The following is a 19,035-nucleotide window of genomic DNA, read 5'->3' as shown; positions in this document are numbered from 1 at the left end:
TTAGCAATTATTTTGTTAGAGTGCTAATTTTCATTCTGCTTGAAAAACTGACGGGTATCTTGTTCATCAATTTGTAGTTGTTCAATTAATTCATCGATACCATCAAACTTTTCCTCATCATGTAAATATTTCAACCATTCCACCGTCACTACTTCTCCATATACGTTTCGGTTGAAATCTAGTAAGTTAACCTCAACGGTTATAGGATGGTTACTGTAAAAAGTGACGTTTTTACCAATCGAAGCCATCCCTTGATACCAGGCATCTCCAACTTTAACTTTTACCACGTAGATTCCAATTGTAGGAAGCCACTGGAGAGGATCATGATCCACATTTATAGTAGGATAACCAATTGTTCTACCCACTTGTTCGCCATGAACAACGGTCCCCTTAGTTGCAAAATTACGCCCTAACATTTCATTAACTACCGTAACATTCCCGTTATCTAATGCTGCTTTAATTGCTGTAGAGCTAACTTTTTGGGATTGTTGTTGTAACTTAGGAACGGTAATGATTTCAAATTGTCCCTGACTATATTCAGGTAACCGGTCCATGGTAGCGATGTGTTTTTCACCATAGGTATGGTCAAATCCCGCTACGACTACTTGAGCTTTAAATCTCACTAGGTAATTTTGAATGAATTCTGCTGGAGTTTGGTCTTGAAAAGCATAGGAATAGTTAATGATAAATACTTGATCAACTCCCAATTTTTCTAAAAGTTGCAGTTTTTGTTCTGGCAAAGTCAAGTAACGCCTATCATGATCATTTAACCGGTTATAAACAATTTGAGGATGATGGTCGTAAGTTAAGACAGCTGATTTAATTCCAAGCTGTTTGGCACGATCTACAGCAGTTTGAATTACTTGCTGGTGCCCCAAATGAATTCCATCAAAAAAACCCATTGCTAACACAATTGGTTCTGAAAATTGCAGTGAATCTGCCATTGGATGATGTATTTTAATTACTTTCATCAAACTATGCCCCTAACTGTGAATAAACATTTTATATGGCCGATATAAGTTTTTATCAGCATCCCACTGGTAAAGAGCCAGTAGTTCATTTTGATATATGATTCTAACAACAACGGGTTTTGAATCTAATTGATCTCCCTTAATAAAGGCGCCATGGTGGACTTTTTCATTTTGGGCTTCATCAATATCTAATTCCGGAAACTGTTTTAAGGCTTCGTTTAATGGTTTTAACACCGCAGTCAAATTACCATTTTCTTGTGCTTCAGCCACTTGTTCTAAGGATGTAGTTTGATCAATAGTGAAACCACCACTTTGAATTCTCGTCAAATCACTCATTACCGCTGGAACATTGATTAACTTACCGAAATCAGTGGCTAAGGTTCTAACATAAGTTCCCTTTGAACAAGCCACTTCAAAATAAATCGTTTGTTGTTTTTGCTCAGCATCGTAAGTAGCTGGTTTAACTTGCTTAAAACTAGTAACGGTGATTTTTCGCGGTTTACGTTCTACTTCAATTCCCTCACGGGCGTATTCATATAGCTTGCGGCCGTTAACCTTAACTGCAGAATACATAGGGGGAATTTGTTCAATAATTCCAGTTAGTTGAGCCAATACCGCATTAATTTCAGTATTATTAAGTGGGGTCTCAATTGCTTGTCTGGCAATTACATTACCAGACAAATCTTCCGTATCAGTAGCTAACCCTAGAGTGATACTGCCTCGATAAATTTTCCCGGAATTCATTACAATTTCACTAATTTTAGTAGCTTCTCCCACACAAATTGGTAAAACGCCATCGACATCTGGATCTAAGGTTCCAGTATGTCCAATTTTTTTAGTATGCAAAATTTTTCGTAACGCTCTAATCGCATCAAAGCTAGTCATGCCACGTTCTTTATACAGAGCAATTAATCCGTCCATTTTTATCTCCTATATTAAAACACTATTAGTCAAAATTATAACATAAAAACAGCCACCCTCCAGATGGAAGATGGCTGTTAGCTTAATCTTTGCGATTCATTTCGTTAATTAACCGGTCAATATTATCACCGTATTGAACTGATTCATCGCGAACAAATTTTAATTCTGGAGTCTTATAGATACTAAGACGTGAACCTAATTCTTTGCGAATCAAACCGGTGGCTTTTTCTAAACCAGCAGCAGTTTTTTGACCTTCGCCAGCCTTGTCAGACAAGATACTGTAGTAAATGGTAGCCTGTTGTAAATCACCGGTCACTTCTACTCCAGTAACGGTAACCCCTTGTACTCGAGGATCACGTACTCGTTTGAGTAAAATATCATTTACTTCTCGTTGTACTTCTTGTTCTAATCGACCTACTCGATATTGAGCCATTTAGCAGCCCTCCTTACTTAACTGGAACTTCTTTCATAACGTAAGCTTCGATAACGTCGCCGACTTTAATATCATTGTAATCTTGGATAGTTAAGCCGAGTTCGAAACCTTGCTTAACTTGGTTAACATCATCTTTGAAGCGTTTCAAACTGTTCAATTCGCCATCGTAAATAACTACGCCGTCCCGAATTAAACGAACTTTACTATTTTTGTTAACTACACCGCTAACAACCATCCCACCAGCAATGGTACCGACTTTAGATGCCTTGTAAATTTCACGAACTTCAACTTCACCAGTGACTTCTTCTTCGTAAGTTGGTTCAAGCATCCCTTTCATGGCTGATTCCACTTCGTCGATAGCGTTATAGATAACTTGGTGTAAACGCATATCAACCTTTTCAGATTCCGCTTGGGCTTTGGCTTGTGGAGTTGGGCGGACATTAAAACCAATGATAATGGCATTACTTGCAGCAGCTAAAGCGACATCACTTTCGTTAATGGCACCGACTCCAGTATGAATAATGTTAACTTTCACACCTTCAACGTCAATTTTTTGCAAACTATTAGCCAAGGCTTCAACTGAACCTTGAACGTCAGCCTTGATAACGATATCAACTGATTTCATTTCGCCTTCTTTAAGCGAATCAAACAAGTTATCCAAAGTAACGTGGTTAGTTTTACGGCGTTCTTCAATTTGAGCTTCTTTAGCTCTGGCTTCACCAGCTGCTCGAGCACTCTTTTCGTCAGGGAAGACTACAAAATGATCCCCCGCTTCTGGAACTTCATTAAGTCCAGTAATTTCTACTGGCGTAGATGGAGTAGCCTTCTTTAAATCTCGGCCACGTTCGTTAGTCATGGTTCTAACCCGACCAAAAGTATGACCGACAACAATTGGATCACCAACGTGCATCGTGCCTTGTTGAACTAGTAACGTAGCTACAGAACCCTTACCTTGATCCAAACGAGCTTCGATAACTGAACCAACCGCTGCTTGATCAGGGTTAGCCTTTAATTCCATCATTTCTGATTGAAGGACGATCATGTCTAGTAATTCATCAATATTTTCGCCAAATTTAGCAGAAATATTAACAAAAATAGTATCGCCACCCCAGTCTTCAGGGATTAATCCGTATTCAGCCAATTGTTCCGTTACGTGAGCAGGATTGGCATCCGGTTTATCAACCTTGTTAACTGCCACGATAATTGGGGTTCCCGCAGCTTTAGCATGGTTAATGGCTTCGATAGTCTGAGGCATTACCCCATCATCAGCGGCTACCACCAAAATGGTAATGTCAGTGACGTTAGCACCACGTGCACGCATTTCAGTAAAGGCAGCATGTCCGGGAGTATCTAAGAACGTAATAACGTTGTCGCCATGGCGAACTTGGTAAGCACCGATCGCTTGGGTAATTCCCCCAGCTTCTCCAGCAGTAATATGAGAATGACGAAGGTGATCAAGCAAAGTAGTTTTACCATGATCAACGTGGCCCATGATAGTAACAACTGGTGGCCGGTTTTCTAAGTGTTCGGTGTTGGCCATTTCTTGATCGTACAAAGTATCAATGTCAGAAATGTTTTCTTCAATTTTTTCTTCTGCTTCAATTCCATAGTCAGCAGCTAAAACTTCAATAGCATCTTTATCTAATGATTGATTTTGGTTAACCATCACCCCCAGCATAAATAATTTTTTAACAATTTCAGCTGGTTCTCTATGCAATAGCTTTCCTAAATCTTGAGCGTTCATGCCATCAGAATAAACCAATACTTCTGGTAATGGCCGTTCTTTTCGAACAGATACATGGTGTTCAGTTTCTTTTAATCGTTGATTCTTTTGTTTCTTTTGGCGTTTATTTTGCTTCTTGTTGAATTTCTTACTGTTACGGTTGCCTGAATTATTATTCCGGTTCAAGCTGCCACCGTATCTGCCACCACCATTGTTACCATGGGATTGGTTTCCAGCCGGTTTGTGACTACTAGTAGTAGAACGGTTTTGATTGCTACTGCTAGTATGATTTTGGTTACTAGTGTGGCTTTGGTTACCATTTCGATTAGAATTATTAGAACGGTTTTGATTATTAGTTCTATTTTGACCACTAGCATGATTTTGATTGCTAGAACGGTTGTTATTATTATGTTGGCTATTAGCCGAGTGTTTAGCATCACTGCTGTTATGATTTTGCTTACCAGCATTATTAGTGTGACTGGTAGTATTTGTAGGTTTAGTAGTGCTCTTTTGATTTTGTTTTGAAAACACTTGGCGAATTCTCTTTTCCTGAGCATCGTCGACCGTTGACATATGATTTTTAATATCATAGCCAGCTCGATTTGCATCATCAATAATTTCTTTACTAGATACATTCAATTCTTTTGCTAGTTCATAGATACGCTTTTTCCCCATATCATCACTCTCCTTTTTGATTATGGATAAGGGTTACCAGCTTTTTTGCCATTCCGGCATCTAAAACGCCAATAATTGAACGTTTTTGGCCAATGGCAGTACTTAACTCATCCTTAGTGTAACCGTTATAAACGGGTACGTGGTAGTAATTTGATTTATCAATAAATTTTTTAGTTGTATTGGCTCCGGCATCTGAAGCAACAAACACAAATTTGGCCTTTTGGCTTCTAATTGCCGCCAAAACTAAATCTTGTCCGGTAACTAGCTTACGCGCGCGACGGGCCAAACCCAAGAACTGTAAAGCAGCCTGTTTATTGTCCATTTTCGAACAACTCTTTTCGGGCCTGTTTATGATCAACATATTCAATCAATTCATCATAAAATTCATCAGGTACCGTTACAGAAAAGGTCTTTTCAAAAGCATGCTGAGCTTTAGCCTTCTTGGCTACGTCTACATTAATTGAAACATATGCTCCTCGTCCGGATTTTTTGCCGGTTTCATCGATGGACACGTTACCTTCACTGTCACGAACGATTCTAACCAGCTCCTTTTTAGGAGCCATTTTTCCGGTTACGACGTCTTTTCGCATTGGAATTTTTCGGTTTTTCACTCGTGCCACCTCCTAATATTAATTATCTTGTTCAAAATCTGCAGCTTGTTGATCAGCATCTAGTTCTTCAACGTAGTGGGCATCGTCCAAACCATCATCAGCTTCGACATCCACGCTGTTGTTTACTTGTTGATCGTTAGTTTCATTGAATAACTCTTGTGCTTCAGATTCAGATTTAATATCAATCTTAAAGCCAGTCAACCGAGCTGCTAAACGAGCATTTTGACCTCGTTTACCAATTGCCAAGGATAGTTGATAATCTGGAACAATCACGGTACATGCCCGATCATTTTCCTTATCAAAGATAACATCAACCACTTCAGCAGGATTCAATGCGTTAGCAATATACTTAGCATTGTCATCATTCCATTCAACGATGTCCATGTTTTCACCATGTAATTCATTAACAATGGTTTGGACCCGTTGTCCCCGTGGACCAACGGTGGTACCTACAGGATCAATGTCACTATTATTAGAACGAACTGCTACCTTAGCTCGATCACCGGCTTCTCTAGCAATGGATACAATTTCCACAGTTCCATCATAAACTTCCGGAACTTCTTGTTCAAACAACCGCTTAAGCATTCCTGGAGCTGTCCGACTAACAAAAACTTGAGGTCCTTTGCTAGCATTTTCTACCTTAGTCACATAAACTTTGATCTTATCTTGGGCTCGGTAAGTTTCGTTAGGCATTTGATCTTTAGCGCCCATTACGGCTTCCACATTACCTAAATCAACATAGACAAAACGAGTATCTTGGCGTTCAACTTCACCAGTTACCAATTCATCTTGGTACTTGCTGTATTGGTCAAACACGATTTCTCGTTCAGCTTCACGAACCCGTTGCATAATCACTTGTTTAGCGGTTTGAGCAGCAATTCGACCAAAGTTTTTAGGGGTAACTTCAAATTTAATGTCGTCACCTAGTTCATATCCACGATTAATTTGTAATGCATCGGATAGGCTGATTTCTAGTTGGGGATCCAAAACTTCCTCTACTACCTTTTTAACGGCGTACACGTGAAGGTCACCGTTTTTTTCATCAAAGGTAACATCAACATTTTGGGCTTGACCATAATTACGTTTGTAAGCAGATACTAATGCTGCTTCTAACGCTTCAATAATGATCTCTTTTTTAATCCCTTTTTCCTCTTCAAGGGAACTTAATGCCCCTAAAAGTTCTTTACTCATTTTCCATTCTCCTTTAAAAACTAGAATTTAATCGCCAAACGTGCTTTTGCAATTTGATCACGTGGAATTTCAATTACGGTCTTACGACCTGCAACATTGTCTAATACTAAAGTGTCGGAGTTAACTTCAGTTAAGTCACCCTCAAATACCTTTTGTCCCTCTAGGTTTTTGTAAAGAGAAACGTGAATGTAACTTCCTAACACGTCATTTAAATCTTTTTCATTACGTAAAGTTCTTTCCGCACCAGGGGAAGAAACATCCAAGTAATACGCTTGTGGGATTGGATCAGGATCCATTTCATCTAATTTTTCACTGACCTCATCACTAACTAATACACAATCATCGATAGTGATTCCCCCGGGTTTGTCAATATAAATTCGCAAATACCAGCTCTTTTGTTCTTTAACAAATTCAATATCGTAAAGATAAAAGGAATGTTCAGCCAAAATTGGTTCAACCACCCCTTTGACTGTTTCGACTACTTCACTCAATCAAGCGCCTCCTAATTTTTTCCATTAAAAAGAGCGAGCATTTCTGCTCACTCCTTTCGAGTTATTCAATGGATTAACTATAACACACCTACTGCATAACTACAAATCTTAGTTACATCATATCAAATAGACTAAGTTGATTTTCATCTGGTAACCCAGCTAAAACTCCGTTATCGGTCATAAAATCAATCAAGGTCTTAGAAACTTTTCCCCGTTTAGCCAAATCTTCCTTAGATAAGAATGGACGATCTTCTCTAGCAGCCACAATTTGTTTAGCTACGTTTAATCCTAATCCCGGAACGGAATCAAAAGGTGCAATTAAAGAATTGCCGTCAATTAACCATTCACTAGAATCAGACTTTTCTAAATCTACCATCTTAAATTCATAACCGCGTTCGGTCATTTCATTAGCTAGTTCCAAGACGGTTAATAAATTCTTTTCCTTGGTAGAGGCTTCCATGCCCTTATCGTTAATTTCTTTCATGGCTTTTTTGATGCCATCTTTGCCCCGGCACATTGAAACGATATCGAAATCGTCTGCCCGGACAGAGAAGTAAGCTGCATAATAAACCAATGGGAAATAAACTTTAAAGTAAGCAATTCGTAAAGCCATCAAAATATATGCGGCGGCATGCGCCCTAGGGAACATGTAATTAATCTTCAGACAAGATTCAATGTACCAATCTGGAACGTCCGCTTCTCGCATTTTATCCTGCCATTCATCAGGAATCCCTTTACCTTTTCGCACGTGTTCCATAACTTGAAAAGCAATTTCAGAATCTAGTCCCCAATGAATCAAGTCGGTCATGATGTTATCCCGACATCCAATTACGTTGGCAATTGTAGCGGTACCGTTTTTGATTAATTCTTCCGCATTTCCCAACCATACATCGGTTCCGTGAGAAAGTCCGGATATTTGTAGCAATTCGGAATAGTTCTTGGGATGAGTTTCTTCTAGCATCCCCCGTACAAACCGCGTTCCAAATTCCGGTACTCCTAAAGTTCCCGTTTTGGATTGAATCTGTTCTTCATTCACCCCTAAAATTTCTGGACTAGAAAAAAGGGACATCACCCCTGGATCATTCATTGGAATGGTTTTAGGATCTATTCCGGATAAATCTTGAAGCATCCGAATCATCGTGGGATCATCATGTCCCAGGATATCAATTTTTAAAATATTATCATGAATCGAATGGAAATCAAAATGTGTAGTTTGCCAAGCAGCCGAACGGTCATCAGCAGGATATTGAATCGGGGTGAAATCATAGATATCCATGTAATCCGGCACAACAATAATTCCGGCTGGATGTTGACCGGTAGTTCGTTTAACTCCAGTGGCACCCTTAGCTAACCGATCTTCTTCAGCCTGTCGGTACACTTGACCTTTATCTCGTTCATAGGCCTTAACGTACCCATAAGCCGTTTTATCCGCCACGGTACCAATAGTTCCCGCCCGAAATACATTTTTTTCACCAAACAACACCTTAGTATAGTTATGGGCAATCGGTTGGTAATCTCCCGAGAAATTCAAATCAATATCAGGAACCTTGTTACCAGTAAAACCTAAGAACGTTTCAAACGGAATATCATGACCGTCACCAATCATTGTCGTACCACAGTTAGGGCATTCTTTGACTGGTAAATCGTAGCCAGAACTGTATTCACCCTTAGTAAAGAATTCTGAATACTGACAGTTAGGACAACGGTAATGTGGTGGTAACGGGTTAACTTCCGTAATTCCAGTTAATGTGGCCACCAAACTTGAACCAACTGACCCCCGAGAACCTACCAAATAACCATCCTTATTACTTTTAGCAACCAGCCTCTGAGCAATCAAATAAATTACTGAGAACCCGTTTCCAATAATACTTTTTAATTCTTTTTCTAATCGTTGATCTACAATCTCAGGTAAAGTTTCACCATACATTTCGTGAGCGGTATCCATTGTCCGCCGTTGAATTTCATCTTCCGCCCCATCCATTCTTGGAGTATAGAGTTTATCTTTTAACGGATGAATTTCATCGATTCGATCGGCAATTAAATTAGAATTAGTGACTACCACTTCTTCTGCTTTTTCTTCACCCAAAAATGCCAAATCACTGAGCATTTCATCAGTAGTCAAGAAATGAAGATCTGGAAAAGTTTGCCGGTTTAAGGGATTAGCGCCTCCCTGAGAATTAATTAGAACTTTCCGGTAAATATAATCGTGAGCATCAAGATAATGGACGTCGCCGGTGGCTACCACTGGTTTATCCAACTCTGCTCCTAACTCCACCATATTAGTCAAAATTTCTTCTAGGTTTTCTTGCCCTTTAATCATTTCGGAATCAATTAACGGCTTGTAAGCCGCCGTGGGTTGAATTTCTAAATAATCATAAAGTTGAGCCTTACTTTTGGCTTCATCTTTCCCTTTTTGCATCATAGCGGTAAAAACTTCTCCGTTAGAGCAGGCAGAACCAACTAGTATTCCTTCACGATATTTTTCTAATGCGCTTCTAGGGATTCTGGGAACCCGGTAAAAGTATTCCACATTAGATAAAGAAACTAGTTTAAACATGTTTTTCAAACCTTCTTGCGTTTGCGCTAACAAAATAGCATGAGAAGGTCTGGCGTGTTTGTATGCATCATTATCATTCATATGACCATTTAACTGGTCATGAAATTCAATACCATACCGGTCTTCTGCATCTTTTAAAAACAAGTAGTTTAAATGACCCGTAGTTTCAGCATCATAAATGGCCCGGTGATGGTGTTCCAGATTAATATCAAATTTCTTAGCCAGCGTATTAAGTCGGTAACCCTTTAAATTAGGATATAAGAACCTTGCCAACGTAAGCGTATCGATAATTGGATTGGCAATTTCGGGCATAGAATACCGTAAATAACCGGTGTTCATAAAGCCCACGTCAAAAGTAACGTTATGGCCAACAATAATATCATCACCACAAAATTCGCGAAACAACTTAAAAACTTCTTCTTCACTCTTAGAGCCATGCACCATCTCATTGGTAATCGACGTTAAGTTAGTGGTTTGTTCTGACAGTGGAAAACCTGGATCAATAAACTCTTCAAACTGATCAATTACGTTATTATTTTGCATTTTAACTGCTGATAATTCAATCACCCGGTCATAAATAGCCGATAGCCCAGTGGTTTCCACATCAAAAACAACGTATTCAGCATTTTTAAGATCTTCATGGGCATCGTTATACGCAATCGGTACTCCATCATCGACTAAATTAGCTTCCACGCCGTAAATCATTTTGATGTCGTTTTTCTCGGCAGCGTGAAAGGCATCGGGAAAGCCTTGGACCCCACTATGATCGGTAATGGCGATTGCAGAATGTCCCCAACTTTTCGCCTGTTTCACAAAATCTGCGATGTTATTAGTGGCATCCATCTGACTCATTTGGGTGTGTAGATGTAGCTCTACCCGTTTGTTTTCAGCTGTATCTTGCCGGTTAGCATGAGCAATACCATTAATATCGTTAGCGTTTAAGGTAAGCTCGTGTGAATAATTATCTTCAGCTACGTTCCCACGAACCTTAATCCAATCACCAGGGTTCACCTGGTCAAACAAGGCTTCGTCATCCTTACCAGAAAACTTTTTCACCTGAAAAGATGAGGTGTAGTCCGTCACTTTTAGCATCAATAACTTTCGTCCAGATCGTAATGACCGAACTTCTTTATCAAAGACATATCCCGAAACAATCACTGAATTTTCTTCGTCCACGATGTTAGCCATTTGTATTACTGGGGCCTTGGGATCAATTTTACGACCAATTACTAACTTGCCAATAGACGGTTTAGCTTGTTTGGAGCCATTATCGGACTGTTTTTTTTCTTCATTAGCTTGCTTAGCAAAAAACGCTTCTTGATCTGCGCGCATTTTTTGTAAGGCTTCAATTTTTTGTTGAGAAGCAGATTCATCAACAAAAGTATGAATAGCAAAGTTGGGAAAACCAACACTTTGATACGCTTCTTCAATTGGGCCCAAGGCCTGAGTAGTTAGAAAATTTTTAACTACTTCATTTTCGGCTAAAAATTCAACCCGCTTATCATTCAAGACAGGTAATTTATTGCCACCGCAAAGCTCTTGAATTAATGGAGAAGTAACCCCACTATTCATAACCGCCCACTGCCAATATTCTTGCATCAAAGGTTCATTAAATTCAGTATTGGTAGCCTTAATTTTAAGATCCACGTGAGCAATTTCTTGAAAAGCTGCTTTCAAACGAGCATAAAATTCAGTAAAAACATCAAACGGTAAAATATTTTCAACGTTAATATGAAAACTCCAAATTTGACTTTGCTGGTGAACTTCAATTTTTTCAATTTGGGCATCGTTAAATACCGAATTAGAATTCATTTCGGTCCAATTTAACTGTTCTAGTAGTTTATTAAACAGTTCATGTTGATTCAATCCCAAGTGATTTTCCTCCCGTGTGATTAAAAAAAACTGGGAAGTTCCCAGTTTTTTGGTTTCTCATATTATCTTAAAACATTTTCAAAAATTTGCAATTAATCAATTGAAGCTAATAAAGTATTAACCGTGTCTAAAACGTCAGCAACTGGGACTTCTTGACTTTCACCAGTTTTTCTAACCTTAATTTCAACGATACCTTCTCCAGCCTTCTTACCAACCGTAACTCGGACTGGAATTCCAATTAAGTCCGAGTCAGCAAATTTAACACCTGCTCGTTCTTTACGATCATCAACTAATACTTCTAAACCAGCTTGACCTAAAGTATTTTCAAGTTGATCAGCAATTTGCATTTGTTCTTCATTCTTGGCATTAACTGGGATTACGTGAACCGTAAACGGAGCAATGGCTTTAGGCCAAACCAACCCATTTTCATCAGCCTGCTGTTCTGAAACAGCAGATAACAATCGACTCACACCAATACCATAAGAGCCCATGATAACTGGTTTAGAACGACCATTTTCATCCAAAACGGTAGCTCCTAGACTATCAGAATAACGAGTTCCCAACTTAAAGATATGACCAATTTCAATTCCACGAGTAAATTTAAGAATTCCCTTACCATCAGGAGAAGGTTGACCTTCTTTAACCATAACTAAGTCTGCAATTTGGCTTGGTTGGTAGTCTCGATCAATATTCACGTTAATATAATGATAGCCATCTTCATCAGCACCGGCAACAGCATTCACTACCTTAGCAGCTTTATTATCAGCCAAAATAGTTACTTCGTCAGAAACTCCAACCGGGCCAAGTGAGCCAAAACCAGCTCCCATGTACTTAACGGCGTCATCCGGCGTAGCTGGTTCAAAGAAATCAGCTTTTAACAAATTTTTGACCTTAACTTCGTTAACCATATCATCGCCACGAACCAACACTAAAACTGGTTTTTCATCGGCGATATATAGCATGGATTTAATAGTAGTTAATGGATCGATATTTAAAAATTCGGCCACTTTTTCAATTGTTTTAGCACCTGGAGTTTCAATTTTTTCTAAGGGTAGTATTTCCTTAGAAGATTCTTCAGTAGTGTCTAAGCTAGTTGCCATTTCTAAGTTAGCAGAATAGTCACTTTGATCAGAATATACAATTGTATCTTCACCAATAGCAGCTGGAGCAGAAAATTCTTTAGAATCAGATCCCCCCATGGCTCCACCATCACCAATGATCACTCGATATTTAAGGCCAATACGGTCAAAAACATTAACATAAGCTTTTTCCATAGAGTTAAAAATAGTATCTAAATCTTCTTCATTAATTGAAAAAGAGTAGGCATCCTTCATAATGAATTCGCGACTTCTTAACAGACCATAACGAGGACGATCTTCGTCTCGATACTTGCTTTGAATTTGGTAAAGTGAAAATGGTAATTGTTTATAAGACTTAATAGAGTCTTTAATTAAATCAGCAAAAGTTTCTTCATGAGTAGGTCCTAAAATAAAGTCAGTTTCATGTCGATTTTTAAATTTAAATAATTCTGGACCGTATGTATCATAACGGCCAGAACGTTGCCATAATTCAGCTGGTAAAACATCAGGCATTAACATTTCTTGAGCACCAGTGCTTACCATTTCTTCTCTAATAATAGCCTCAATTTTAGCCAGCACACGGTATGCTAATGGTAAATAAGCATACATTCCGGCTGAAATTTGGCGAATATAACCAGCTCTTAATAAGAGTTTGTGACTTAAGACTTCAGCACCACTTGGATCTTCTTTAAGCGTTGGACTGAATATAATTGATTGCTTCATTCTGTTTATCTCCCTATTTTTTAATGCAAGAAATAGCGTTGAATATCATTCCAGGTAACTAAAATCATCAAAATCATCAAAAAGGCAAAGCCAATAAGAGTAATCACTGTTTCAGTTTTTTCTGAAACTGGTTTTCGTCTAATAGCCTCAATGATATTTAGCACTAGTTTGCCACCATCTAATCCTGGGATTGGAATTAAATTAACAATTCCTAAGTTAAGTGATAAGAATCCTAAGAAGCTCAATATTCCCGTTATTCCTAATTTAGTTGCTTGTGAGGTAGTTGCAAAAATCGCAACTGGGCCACCTAAATCATTTAAACTAAAATGACCGGTGAACATGGATACTATGGCTGTAAAGAGTTGTTTAGTCATCGACCATGATTGAGTAAAGCCTGATAAAATTTTGGCTTTAAAACTATGATCTAGCTGCTGAGTAACTCCAATAACACCTACTGACTTACCATTAGTAGTTTGTTTTTTTGGAGTTAGTTCAATTTGCTTAGTTTTTCCGTTTCGACTAATGGTGATATCAGTTTTTTTGCCTGGACGAGTTTGAATTTGAGTCGCAACCGATTGCCAATCATTAGTTTTATGACCTTCCACTGCAATAATTCTGTCACCAGATTTAATGCCAGCATCTTTAGCAACTGAATCATGGCTCATTACGTCAATTTTGTTAGTGTTAGTAATCACACCACCTTGGACAAATCCTAGAATGGTATAAACGATGATCGCCAATAAAAAGTTATTAAACACCCCAGCAAAATTGGTTAGCATTCTGTTCTTTAATGAAGCTGACTGAAATTGCACGTCTTTGGGGGCAATCTGAACTTCTACTCCATCACTTTCGACAATGGTAGCATCATGATCAACATTAAAGCGTTTAACTTCAGATTCATCACCATTTTCATAGCCTTCAATCCATAAATCCTCTTCCAGATCAGAATTAGTGATGGTTAATGGAATCCCTTGGAATAAAGAAGTTTTGTTACTGATATTAATAGACGAAACTCGATTGTTATCATCAAGTTGTAAAGTTGCCGGTGTCCCTGGCTTAATTTCTTCGTCTTCATCATCGGCACTACCGGCCATACGGACGTAACCACCAATTGGTAATAATCGCAAAGTAAAGGTAGTTTCATTTTTGCGATAATAAAATACCTTAGGCCCCATCCCAATTGAAAATTCTCGTACTAAGATTCCCGACCGTTTAGCCATTATATAATGACCAAATTCATGAAATACTACTAATATCCCGAAGACGATGATGAATACAATTATCGTTGTTATCAAGGATGTAATTCCTCCCAACTACTTTTTAAATAATTCCCAACAAATGAAGAATTGGTAATACGAACAATAAACTATCAAATCTATCTAGGATTCCGCCATGTCCTGGCAAAATCTTACCAGAATCTTTAACTCCATAATAACGTTTCAATGACGATTCAACTAAATCACCAAATTGACCAACAACTGATAAGCATAACGTTACTAAGACAATCAGAATACCACTGAACCCTGGAATTGGAAAGAACCAAGCCCAAATGCTGCAGATAATGGTTCCAAATAAAGAACCGTAAATAGATCCTTCCCAAGTTTTATTGGGACTAACATGCGGGGCCAACTTATGTTTACCAAACATTCTACCAAAAATATAGGCACCACTATCCGTAGTCCAAACAATAAATAAAGCATAAAGTAAAACCGTTAGTCCCACGTGTCTAGCAGTTAAAAAGTAGTGAAAACCAATTCCAATGTATATCATGCCTAAAGTTAAAACTCCAGCATCATCAAAAGAAAACCGGTTTTTAGAAAATACCGTGTATAACAGTAACAAGATAATTAACAAATAAAACAAGAAAAATTGACTAATATTTGCTGGTAATTCATTGATCCAGCTTTCCGGAGCAATAACACTCAACACCCCAATATATGAAATAATAGCTTCCGGAGAAACCAATAGTTTCTTTTTCATCACCAATATTTCAGAAATAGCCACAATTCCTAAAACAGCAGCAGCAATGTCAATCCAGATCCCACCTGCTAAACTAATCGGAATAAAGATAATTAATGCTACTACAGCAGTAATAACTCTTTGTTTCACTTTTTTCACCTACTCCTTTTTATCGGGATCTAGGCCACCAAATCTACGGTGCCGTCCCTGATATTCAATTATTAAGTTGGCAAAAAGTTCAGCCGTGAAATCAGGCCAATACGTATCGGTAAAAATTAATTCACTGTATGCAATTTGCCATAGCAAAAAATTAGAAATTCGTTCTTCACCACTAGAACGAATTAAAACATCTGGGTCTGCTAAGTCACCTAAAAAATTAGTCATTAAGTGTTGATCTATAGTTTGATCATTAATTTCTGTAGCAGCTAAATTGCCTGTTGCAACCTCTTGGGCAATTTCTTTAACTGCAGTTGTTATTTCTGCTCTAGAACCGTAATTTAATGCAAAGTTAAGTACCATGCCGGTACAATCTTTAGTTTGTTCCACAGCATCTCTAACTGCTTTTTGAGTTGCAGGCGGTAACTGATCAACATACCCCATCACCTTTACCGAAACGTTGTTTTTAATCAAGTCCGGTACAAAATTACTAAAAAAGGTAGTTGGTAAACTCATCAGATAATTAACCTCATCTGTAGGTCGTTTCCAATTTTCAGTGGAAAAAGCGTATAGGGTTAGTACTTTGACCCCTAGCTTGCTGGCAGCAATGGTAATTGTTTTAACGGTATCCATTCCTTTTTTATGACCAGCAATTCGTGGTAAATGGCGGCGCTTCGCCCATCGACCGTTACCATCCATAATAATTGCAACGTGATTGGGAATATTGTCTGGATCTAATCGCTCAATCTGCGTTTTTTTGGTATTAAAGACCATCTAATCGTCCCCTTATCCATTTTCTCATTTCAAAAATAAAGGATGAGGTCTAACTCATCCTTTATCGCTATTCTTCAGTGTTTGGATTCTGGTTTTTTTCAATCATCCGCCATTCCCCACGTTTGGCATCCACCAAAGTATTGAAATATTGCAATAATTGATTAGCTGATTCTGGACTTACTTCACCCATTGAATTTAAACCTTCACCAGTAGTCATTGGTTCAGACAGATCGGTAATTTTATTACCATTTTCAATTTCAGCAGTTGAAAAGGCAATTACCCAGTCGTTTTCAACTAGGGGTGCAACGATAAAGAATAAGTTGAAATCATCTTCAATATATGCGGGCATTGCGTACATATCGGGTTGGACCTCTTGCAGTTGGTTACCACCAAAATTAAAGACGGTTAAATTATCATCATTCACTTCACCATTAATTTTAAACAACATTTGTTCAAATTCAGGTGAGCCAGGAATTACTTCAATCTCATTATTTTCGTCTGCCATTATTATTTCCCTCTTTCTTAACCTTAGCCGCTAATAACTTCTTTTTCTTTGTCTGCCACCATTGAATCTACTTTTTTAATAGCTTCATCAGTGATCTTTTGAACTTTGTCTTCATAGTTATGCAGTTGATCATCGGTAATTTCGTCAGCCTTATTACCTTTTTTCAAGGAATCCATGGCTTCACGGCGAACATTTCTAACCGCCACTTTGCTCTTTTCACCAGTTGCTTTAACTTGTTTAGCAATTTCTTTACGGCGTTCCTCAGTTAATTGTGGAACCACTAAACGAATCGCTGTACCATCATTTGCAGGACTAATTCCCAAATCAGCTTCGTAGATTCCCTTTTCAATACCTTCCAAGGCTGATTTATCATATGGGGTTACCATAATTACTCGCGCTTCTGGAATAGAAATGGCAGCAATTTGATTTAACGGTGTAGGCACATCGTAGTAATCTACCATTACGCGGTTTAGCAGACTAGCATTAGCATGTCCCGCACGAATACCACCTAATTCCCGTCCTAAAACTTCTTCAGCTTTTTTCATTTTAGTTTTTGCATCATTTAAAATTGTATCTACATCTGCCATTTTATTTCTCCTTCACAGTTGTGCCGATATTGTCACCACTGATAACCTTTTTAATATTACCTGGCTCGTTTAAGTTAAAGACAACCAACGGAATATCATTATCCATGGACAATGAACTAGCAGTAGAGTCCATTACCTTGAGTCCCTTATTTAAAATATCCATATAAGTTAAAGAGTCAAATTTAACTGCATCTTTATTAGTTCTAGGATCAGCAGAGTAAATACCATCTACCCCATTTTTAGCCATCAAAATGGCATCAGCATCGATTTCGGCTGCTCGTAATGCAGCAGTAGTATCAGTTGAGAAGTATGGATTACCAGTCCCACCTGCAAAAATTACTACCCGTCCTTTTTCCAAATGCCGAACGGCTTTTCTACGAATGTATGGTTCTGCAATTTGGCGCATTTCAATTGAAGTTTGTACTCGGGTTGGTACCCCAATGGATTCTAGGTTATCTTGTAGAGCTAACCCATTCATAATGGTTCCAAGCATGCCGATATAATCTGCTTGAGCTCGTTCCATTCCCATCTCAGCACCGGCTTCACCACGCCACATGTTTCCGCCACCAACAACGATGCCGATTTGAATTCCCATTTCATAGATAGCTTTAATTTCTTCTGCTACTGTTTTAATCACTGGTGGATTAATTCCAAAGCCGTTGTCACCTGCAAGGGCTTCTCCACTCAATTTTAAGACGATACGTTTGTATTTTACTTCAGACATCAAAATGCCTCCTATGGTTAATCGTTACATTCAATTTTAGCATAATAACTACATTCACAACAATAAATCTGGTCAAATAAAAAGCCATGAAAAGAATAATCTTTCCATGGCTCATATTTAAAAAGTATATTAACCGTTCATTTGTTCACGAACTTCATCTTCAAAGCTCTTTTGTTCAACTTCGATACCTTCACCAACTTCGTAACGAACGAAGCTAGTGATTGAACCACCCTTAGATGCTACATATTGAGCAACAGTTTGGTCTGGATCCATAACGAATGGTTGATCTTCTAAGCAAATGTCCGCCAAGAATTTGTTCAAACGGCCTTCAACCATTTTTTCAACGATTTTTTCAGGCTTGCCTTCGTTTAAAGCTTCCTTAGTTAATTCTTCTTTTTCTTGAGCCAAACGTTCAGCAGGAACGTCATTACGGTTTAAGAATTGTGGATTAGTAGCAGCAACGTGCATTGCAACTTGTTTTGCTACACTATCATCTACACCTTTTAAGACAGTTAAAGCACCGATCAAACCACCATTGTGAAGGTATGTTCCAAATACTTCATCGTCTTCTTTAGTAACGACTTGGAAACGACGCAAGCTAACTTTTTCACCAGTCACTTGAGTAGTTTCAACAATTGCATCATGAATAGTGCCCTTATCAGTTGGAAGCGCCATAGCGCCTTCCATTGAGTTAGGTTTCTTAATTGCAATCACATCAGTAACCATATCAACTAAGTCTTTAAAAGTGTCGTTAGTTGAAACAAAGTCGGTTTCTGAGTTAATTTCAGTAATAGCAGCGTCGTTGTCGTGAACGGCAATTCGTGCCAAACCATTAGCAGCAACTTTATCGTTCTTCTTAGCAGCTTTAGCAGCACCCTTTTCACGAAGAATTTCAGTTGCTTTTTCAAAGTCACCGTCAGCGGCAACTAAAGCCTTTTTGGCGTCCATCATACCAACACCAGTTTTTTCACGTAATTCTTTAACTTGAGAAGCAGAAATACTTGCCATGTTTAAAACCCTCCTAAAAATAAAAGCTGACCGTCACTAGGCCAGTAAGGTCCGGAGCGACTAGTCAGCCTTGTT

General features: G+C 38.4%; 17 protein-coding genes. All 17 read right to left on the bottom strand.

Going from position 1 to position 19,035, the window contains the following annotated elements:
* Window positions 1-23: 23 nt before the first annotated feature.
* Window positions 24-971: a riboflavin biosynthesis protein RibF gene (gene ribF, locus OXT66_RS04285; RefSeq protein ID WP_268596028.1), complete on the bottom strand. Its 948-nt coding sequence runs from the start codon at window positions 969-971 to the stop codon at window positions 24-26.
* Between the two features lie 12 nt (window positions 972-983).
* On the bottom strand, window positions 984-1,892 hold the full coding sequence (gene truB, locus OXT66_RS04280; protein WP_268596026.1) for a tRNA pseudouridine(55) synthase TruB: 909 nt from the start codon (window positions 1,890-1,892) through the stop codon (window positions 984-986).
* An 82-nt stretch (window positions 1,893-1,974) separates the two neighbouring features.
* The gene (rbfA, locus tag OXT66_RS04275) at window positions 1,975-2,325 is read right to left on the bottom strand and encodes a 30S ribosome-binding factor RbfA (RefSeq protein ID WP_056978274.1); all 351 of its coding nucleotides are present in this window, start codon (window positions 2,323-2,325) and stop codon (window positions 1,975-1,977) included.
* A 13-nt stretch (window positions 2,326-2,338) separates the two neighbouring features.
* Window positions 2,339-4,723, bottom strand: coding sequence for a translation initiation factor IF-2 (gene infB / locus OXT66_RS04270; RefSeq protein ID WP_268596023.1), 2,385 nt, complete (start codon window positions 4,721-4,723; stop codon window positions 2,339-2,341).
* Window positions 4,724-4,727: 4 nt separating this feature from the next.
* Window positions 4,728-5,045 (bottom strand): YlxQ-related RNA-binding protein, encoded by a 318-nt coding sequence (locus OXT66_RS04265; protein WP_268596021.1) that lies wholly within the window; start codon window positions 5,043-5,045, stop codon window positions 4,728-4,730.
* On the bottom strand, window positions 5,035-5,334 hold the full coding sequence (gene rnpM / locus OXT66_RS04260; protein WP_268596019.1) for an RNase P modulator RnpM: 300 nt from the start codon (window positions 5,332-5,334) through the stop codon (window positions 5,035-5,037). Before rnpM ends, OXT66_RS04265 begins: the two co-directional genes overlap by 11 nt.
* Before the next feature lie 18 nt (window positions 5,335-5,352).
* Window positions 5,353-6,525 carry a transcription termination factor NusA gene (gene nusA / locus OXT66_RS04255; protein ID WP_268596017.1) on the bottom strand — a complete coding sequence of 391 codons (1,173 nt, stop codon included), beginning with the start codon at window positions 6,523-6,525 and terminating at the stop codon, window positions 5,353-5,355.
* A gap of 20 nt (window positions 6,526-6,545) precedes the next feature.
* A complete protein-coding gene (gene rimP / locus OXT66_RS04250; protein ID WP_268596016.1) occupies window positions 6,546-7,016 on the bottom strand; it encodes a ribosome maturation factor RimP in 471 nt (156 codons plus the stop codon).
* A gap of 112 nt (window positions 7,017-7,128) precedes the next feature.
* Window positions 7,129-11,439: a PolC-type DNA polymerase III gene (locus OXT66_RS04245; protein ID WP_419146378.1), complete on the bottom strand. Its 4,311-nt coding sequence runs from the start codon at window positions 11,437-11,439 to the stop codon at window positions 7,129-7,131.
* Window positions 11,440-11,537: 98 nt separating this feature from the next.
* Window positions 11,538-13,247: a proline--tRNA ligase gene (locus tag OXT66_RS04240; protein WP_268596012.1), complete on the bottom strand. Its 1,710-nt coding sequence runs from the start codon at window positions 13,245-13,247 to the stop codon at window positions 11,538-11,540.
* A gap of 20 nt (window positions 13,248-13,267) precedes the next feature.
* Complete coding sequence (gene rseP / locus OXT66_RS04235; protein WP_268596010.1) at window positions 13,268-14,542, bottom strand: RIP metalloprotease RseP; 1,275 nt, start codon at window positions 14,540-14,542, stop codon at window positions 13,268-13,270.
* A gap of 25 nt (window positions 14,543-14,567) precedes the next feature.
* Complete coding sequence (locus OXT66_RS04230) at window positions 14,568-15,356, bottom strand: phosphatidate cytidylyltransferase (RefSeq protein WP_268596008.1); 789 nt, start codon at window positions 15,354-15,356, stop codon at window positions 14,568-14,570.
* A gap of 9 nt (window positions 15,357-15,365) precedes the next feature.
* Complete coding sequence (locus OXT66_RS04225) at window positions 15,366-16,136, bottom strand: isoprenyl transferase (protein WP_268596005.1); 771 nt, start codon at window positions 16,134-16,136, stop codon at window positions 15,366-15,368.
* Window positions 16,137-16,203: 67 nt separating this feature from the next.
* On the bottom strand, window positions 16,204-16,641 hold the full coding sequence (locus OXT66_RS04220; protein ID WP_268596003.1) for a hypothetical protein: 438 nt from the start codon (window positions 16,639-16,641) through the stop codon (window positions 16,204-16,206).
* 23 nt (window positions 16,642-16,664) lie between these two features.
* Complete coding sequence (frr, locus tag OXT66_RS04215) at window positions 16,665-17,228, bottom strand: ribosome recycling factor (RefSeq protein ID WP_268596002.1); 564 nt, start codon at window positions 17,226-17,228, stop codon at window positions 16,665-16,667.
* Window position 17,229: 1 nt separating this feature from the next.
* Window positions 17,230-17,952, bottom strand: coding sequence for a UMP kinase (pyrH, locus tag OXT66_RS04210; RefSeq protein ID WP_268596000.1), 723 nt, complete (start codon window positions 17,950-17,952; stop codon window positions 17,230-17,232).
* Window positions 17,953-18,081: 129 nt separating this feature from the next.
* Complete coding sequence (gene tsf, locus OXT66_RS04205; protein WP_268595999.1) at window positions 18,082-18,960, bottom strand: translation elongation factor Ts; 879 nt, start codon at window positions 18,958-18,960, stop codon at window positions 18,082-18,084.
* Window positions 18,961-19,035: the final 75 nt, after the last annotated feature.

It is taken from the genome of Lentilactobacillus senioris (assembly GCF_026798195.1).
GTDB classification, from domain to species: Bacteria; Bacillota; Bacilli; order Lactobacillales; family Lactobacillaceae; genus Lentilactobacillus; species Lentilactobacillus senioris_A.
This window is presented reverse-complemented; position numbering and strand designations above follow the sequence as displayed.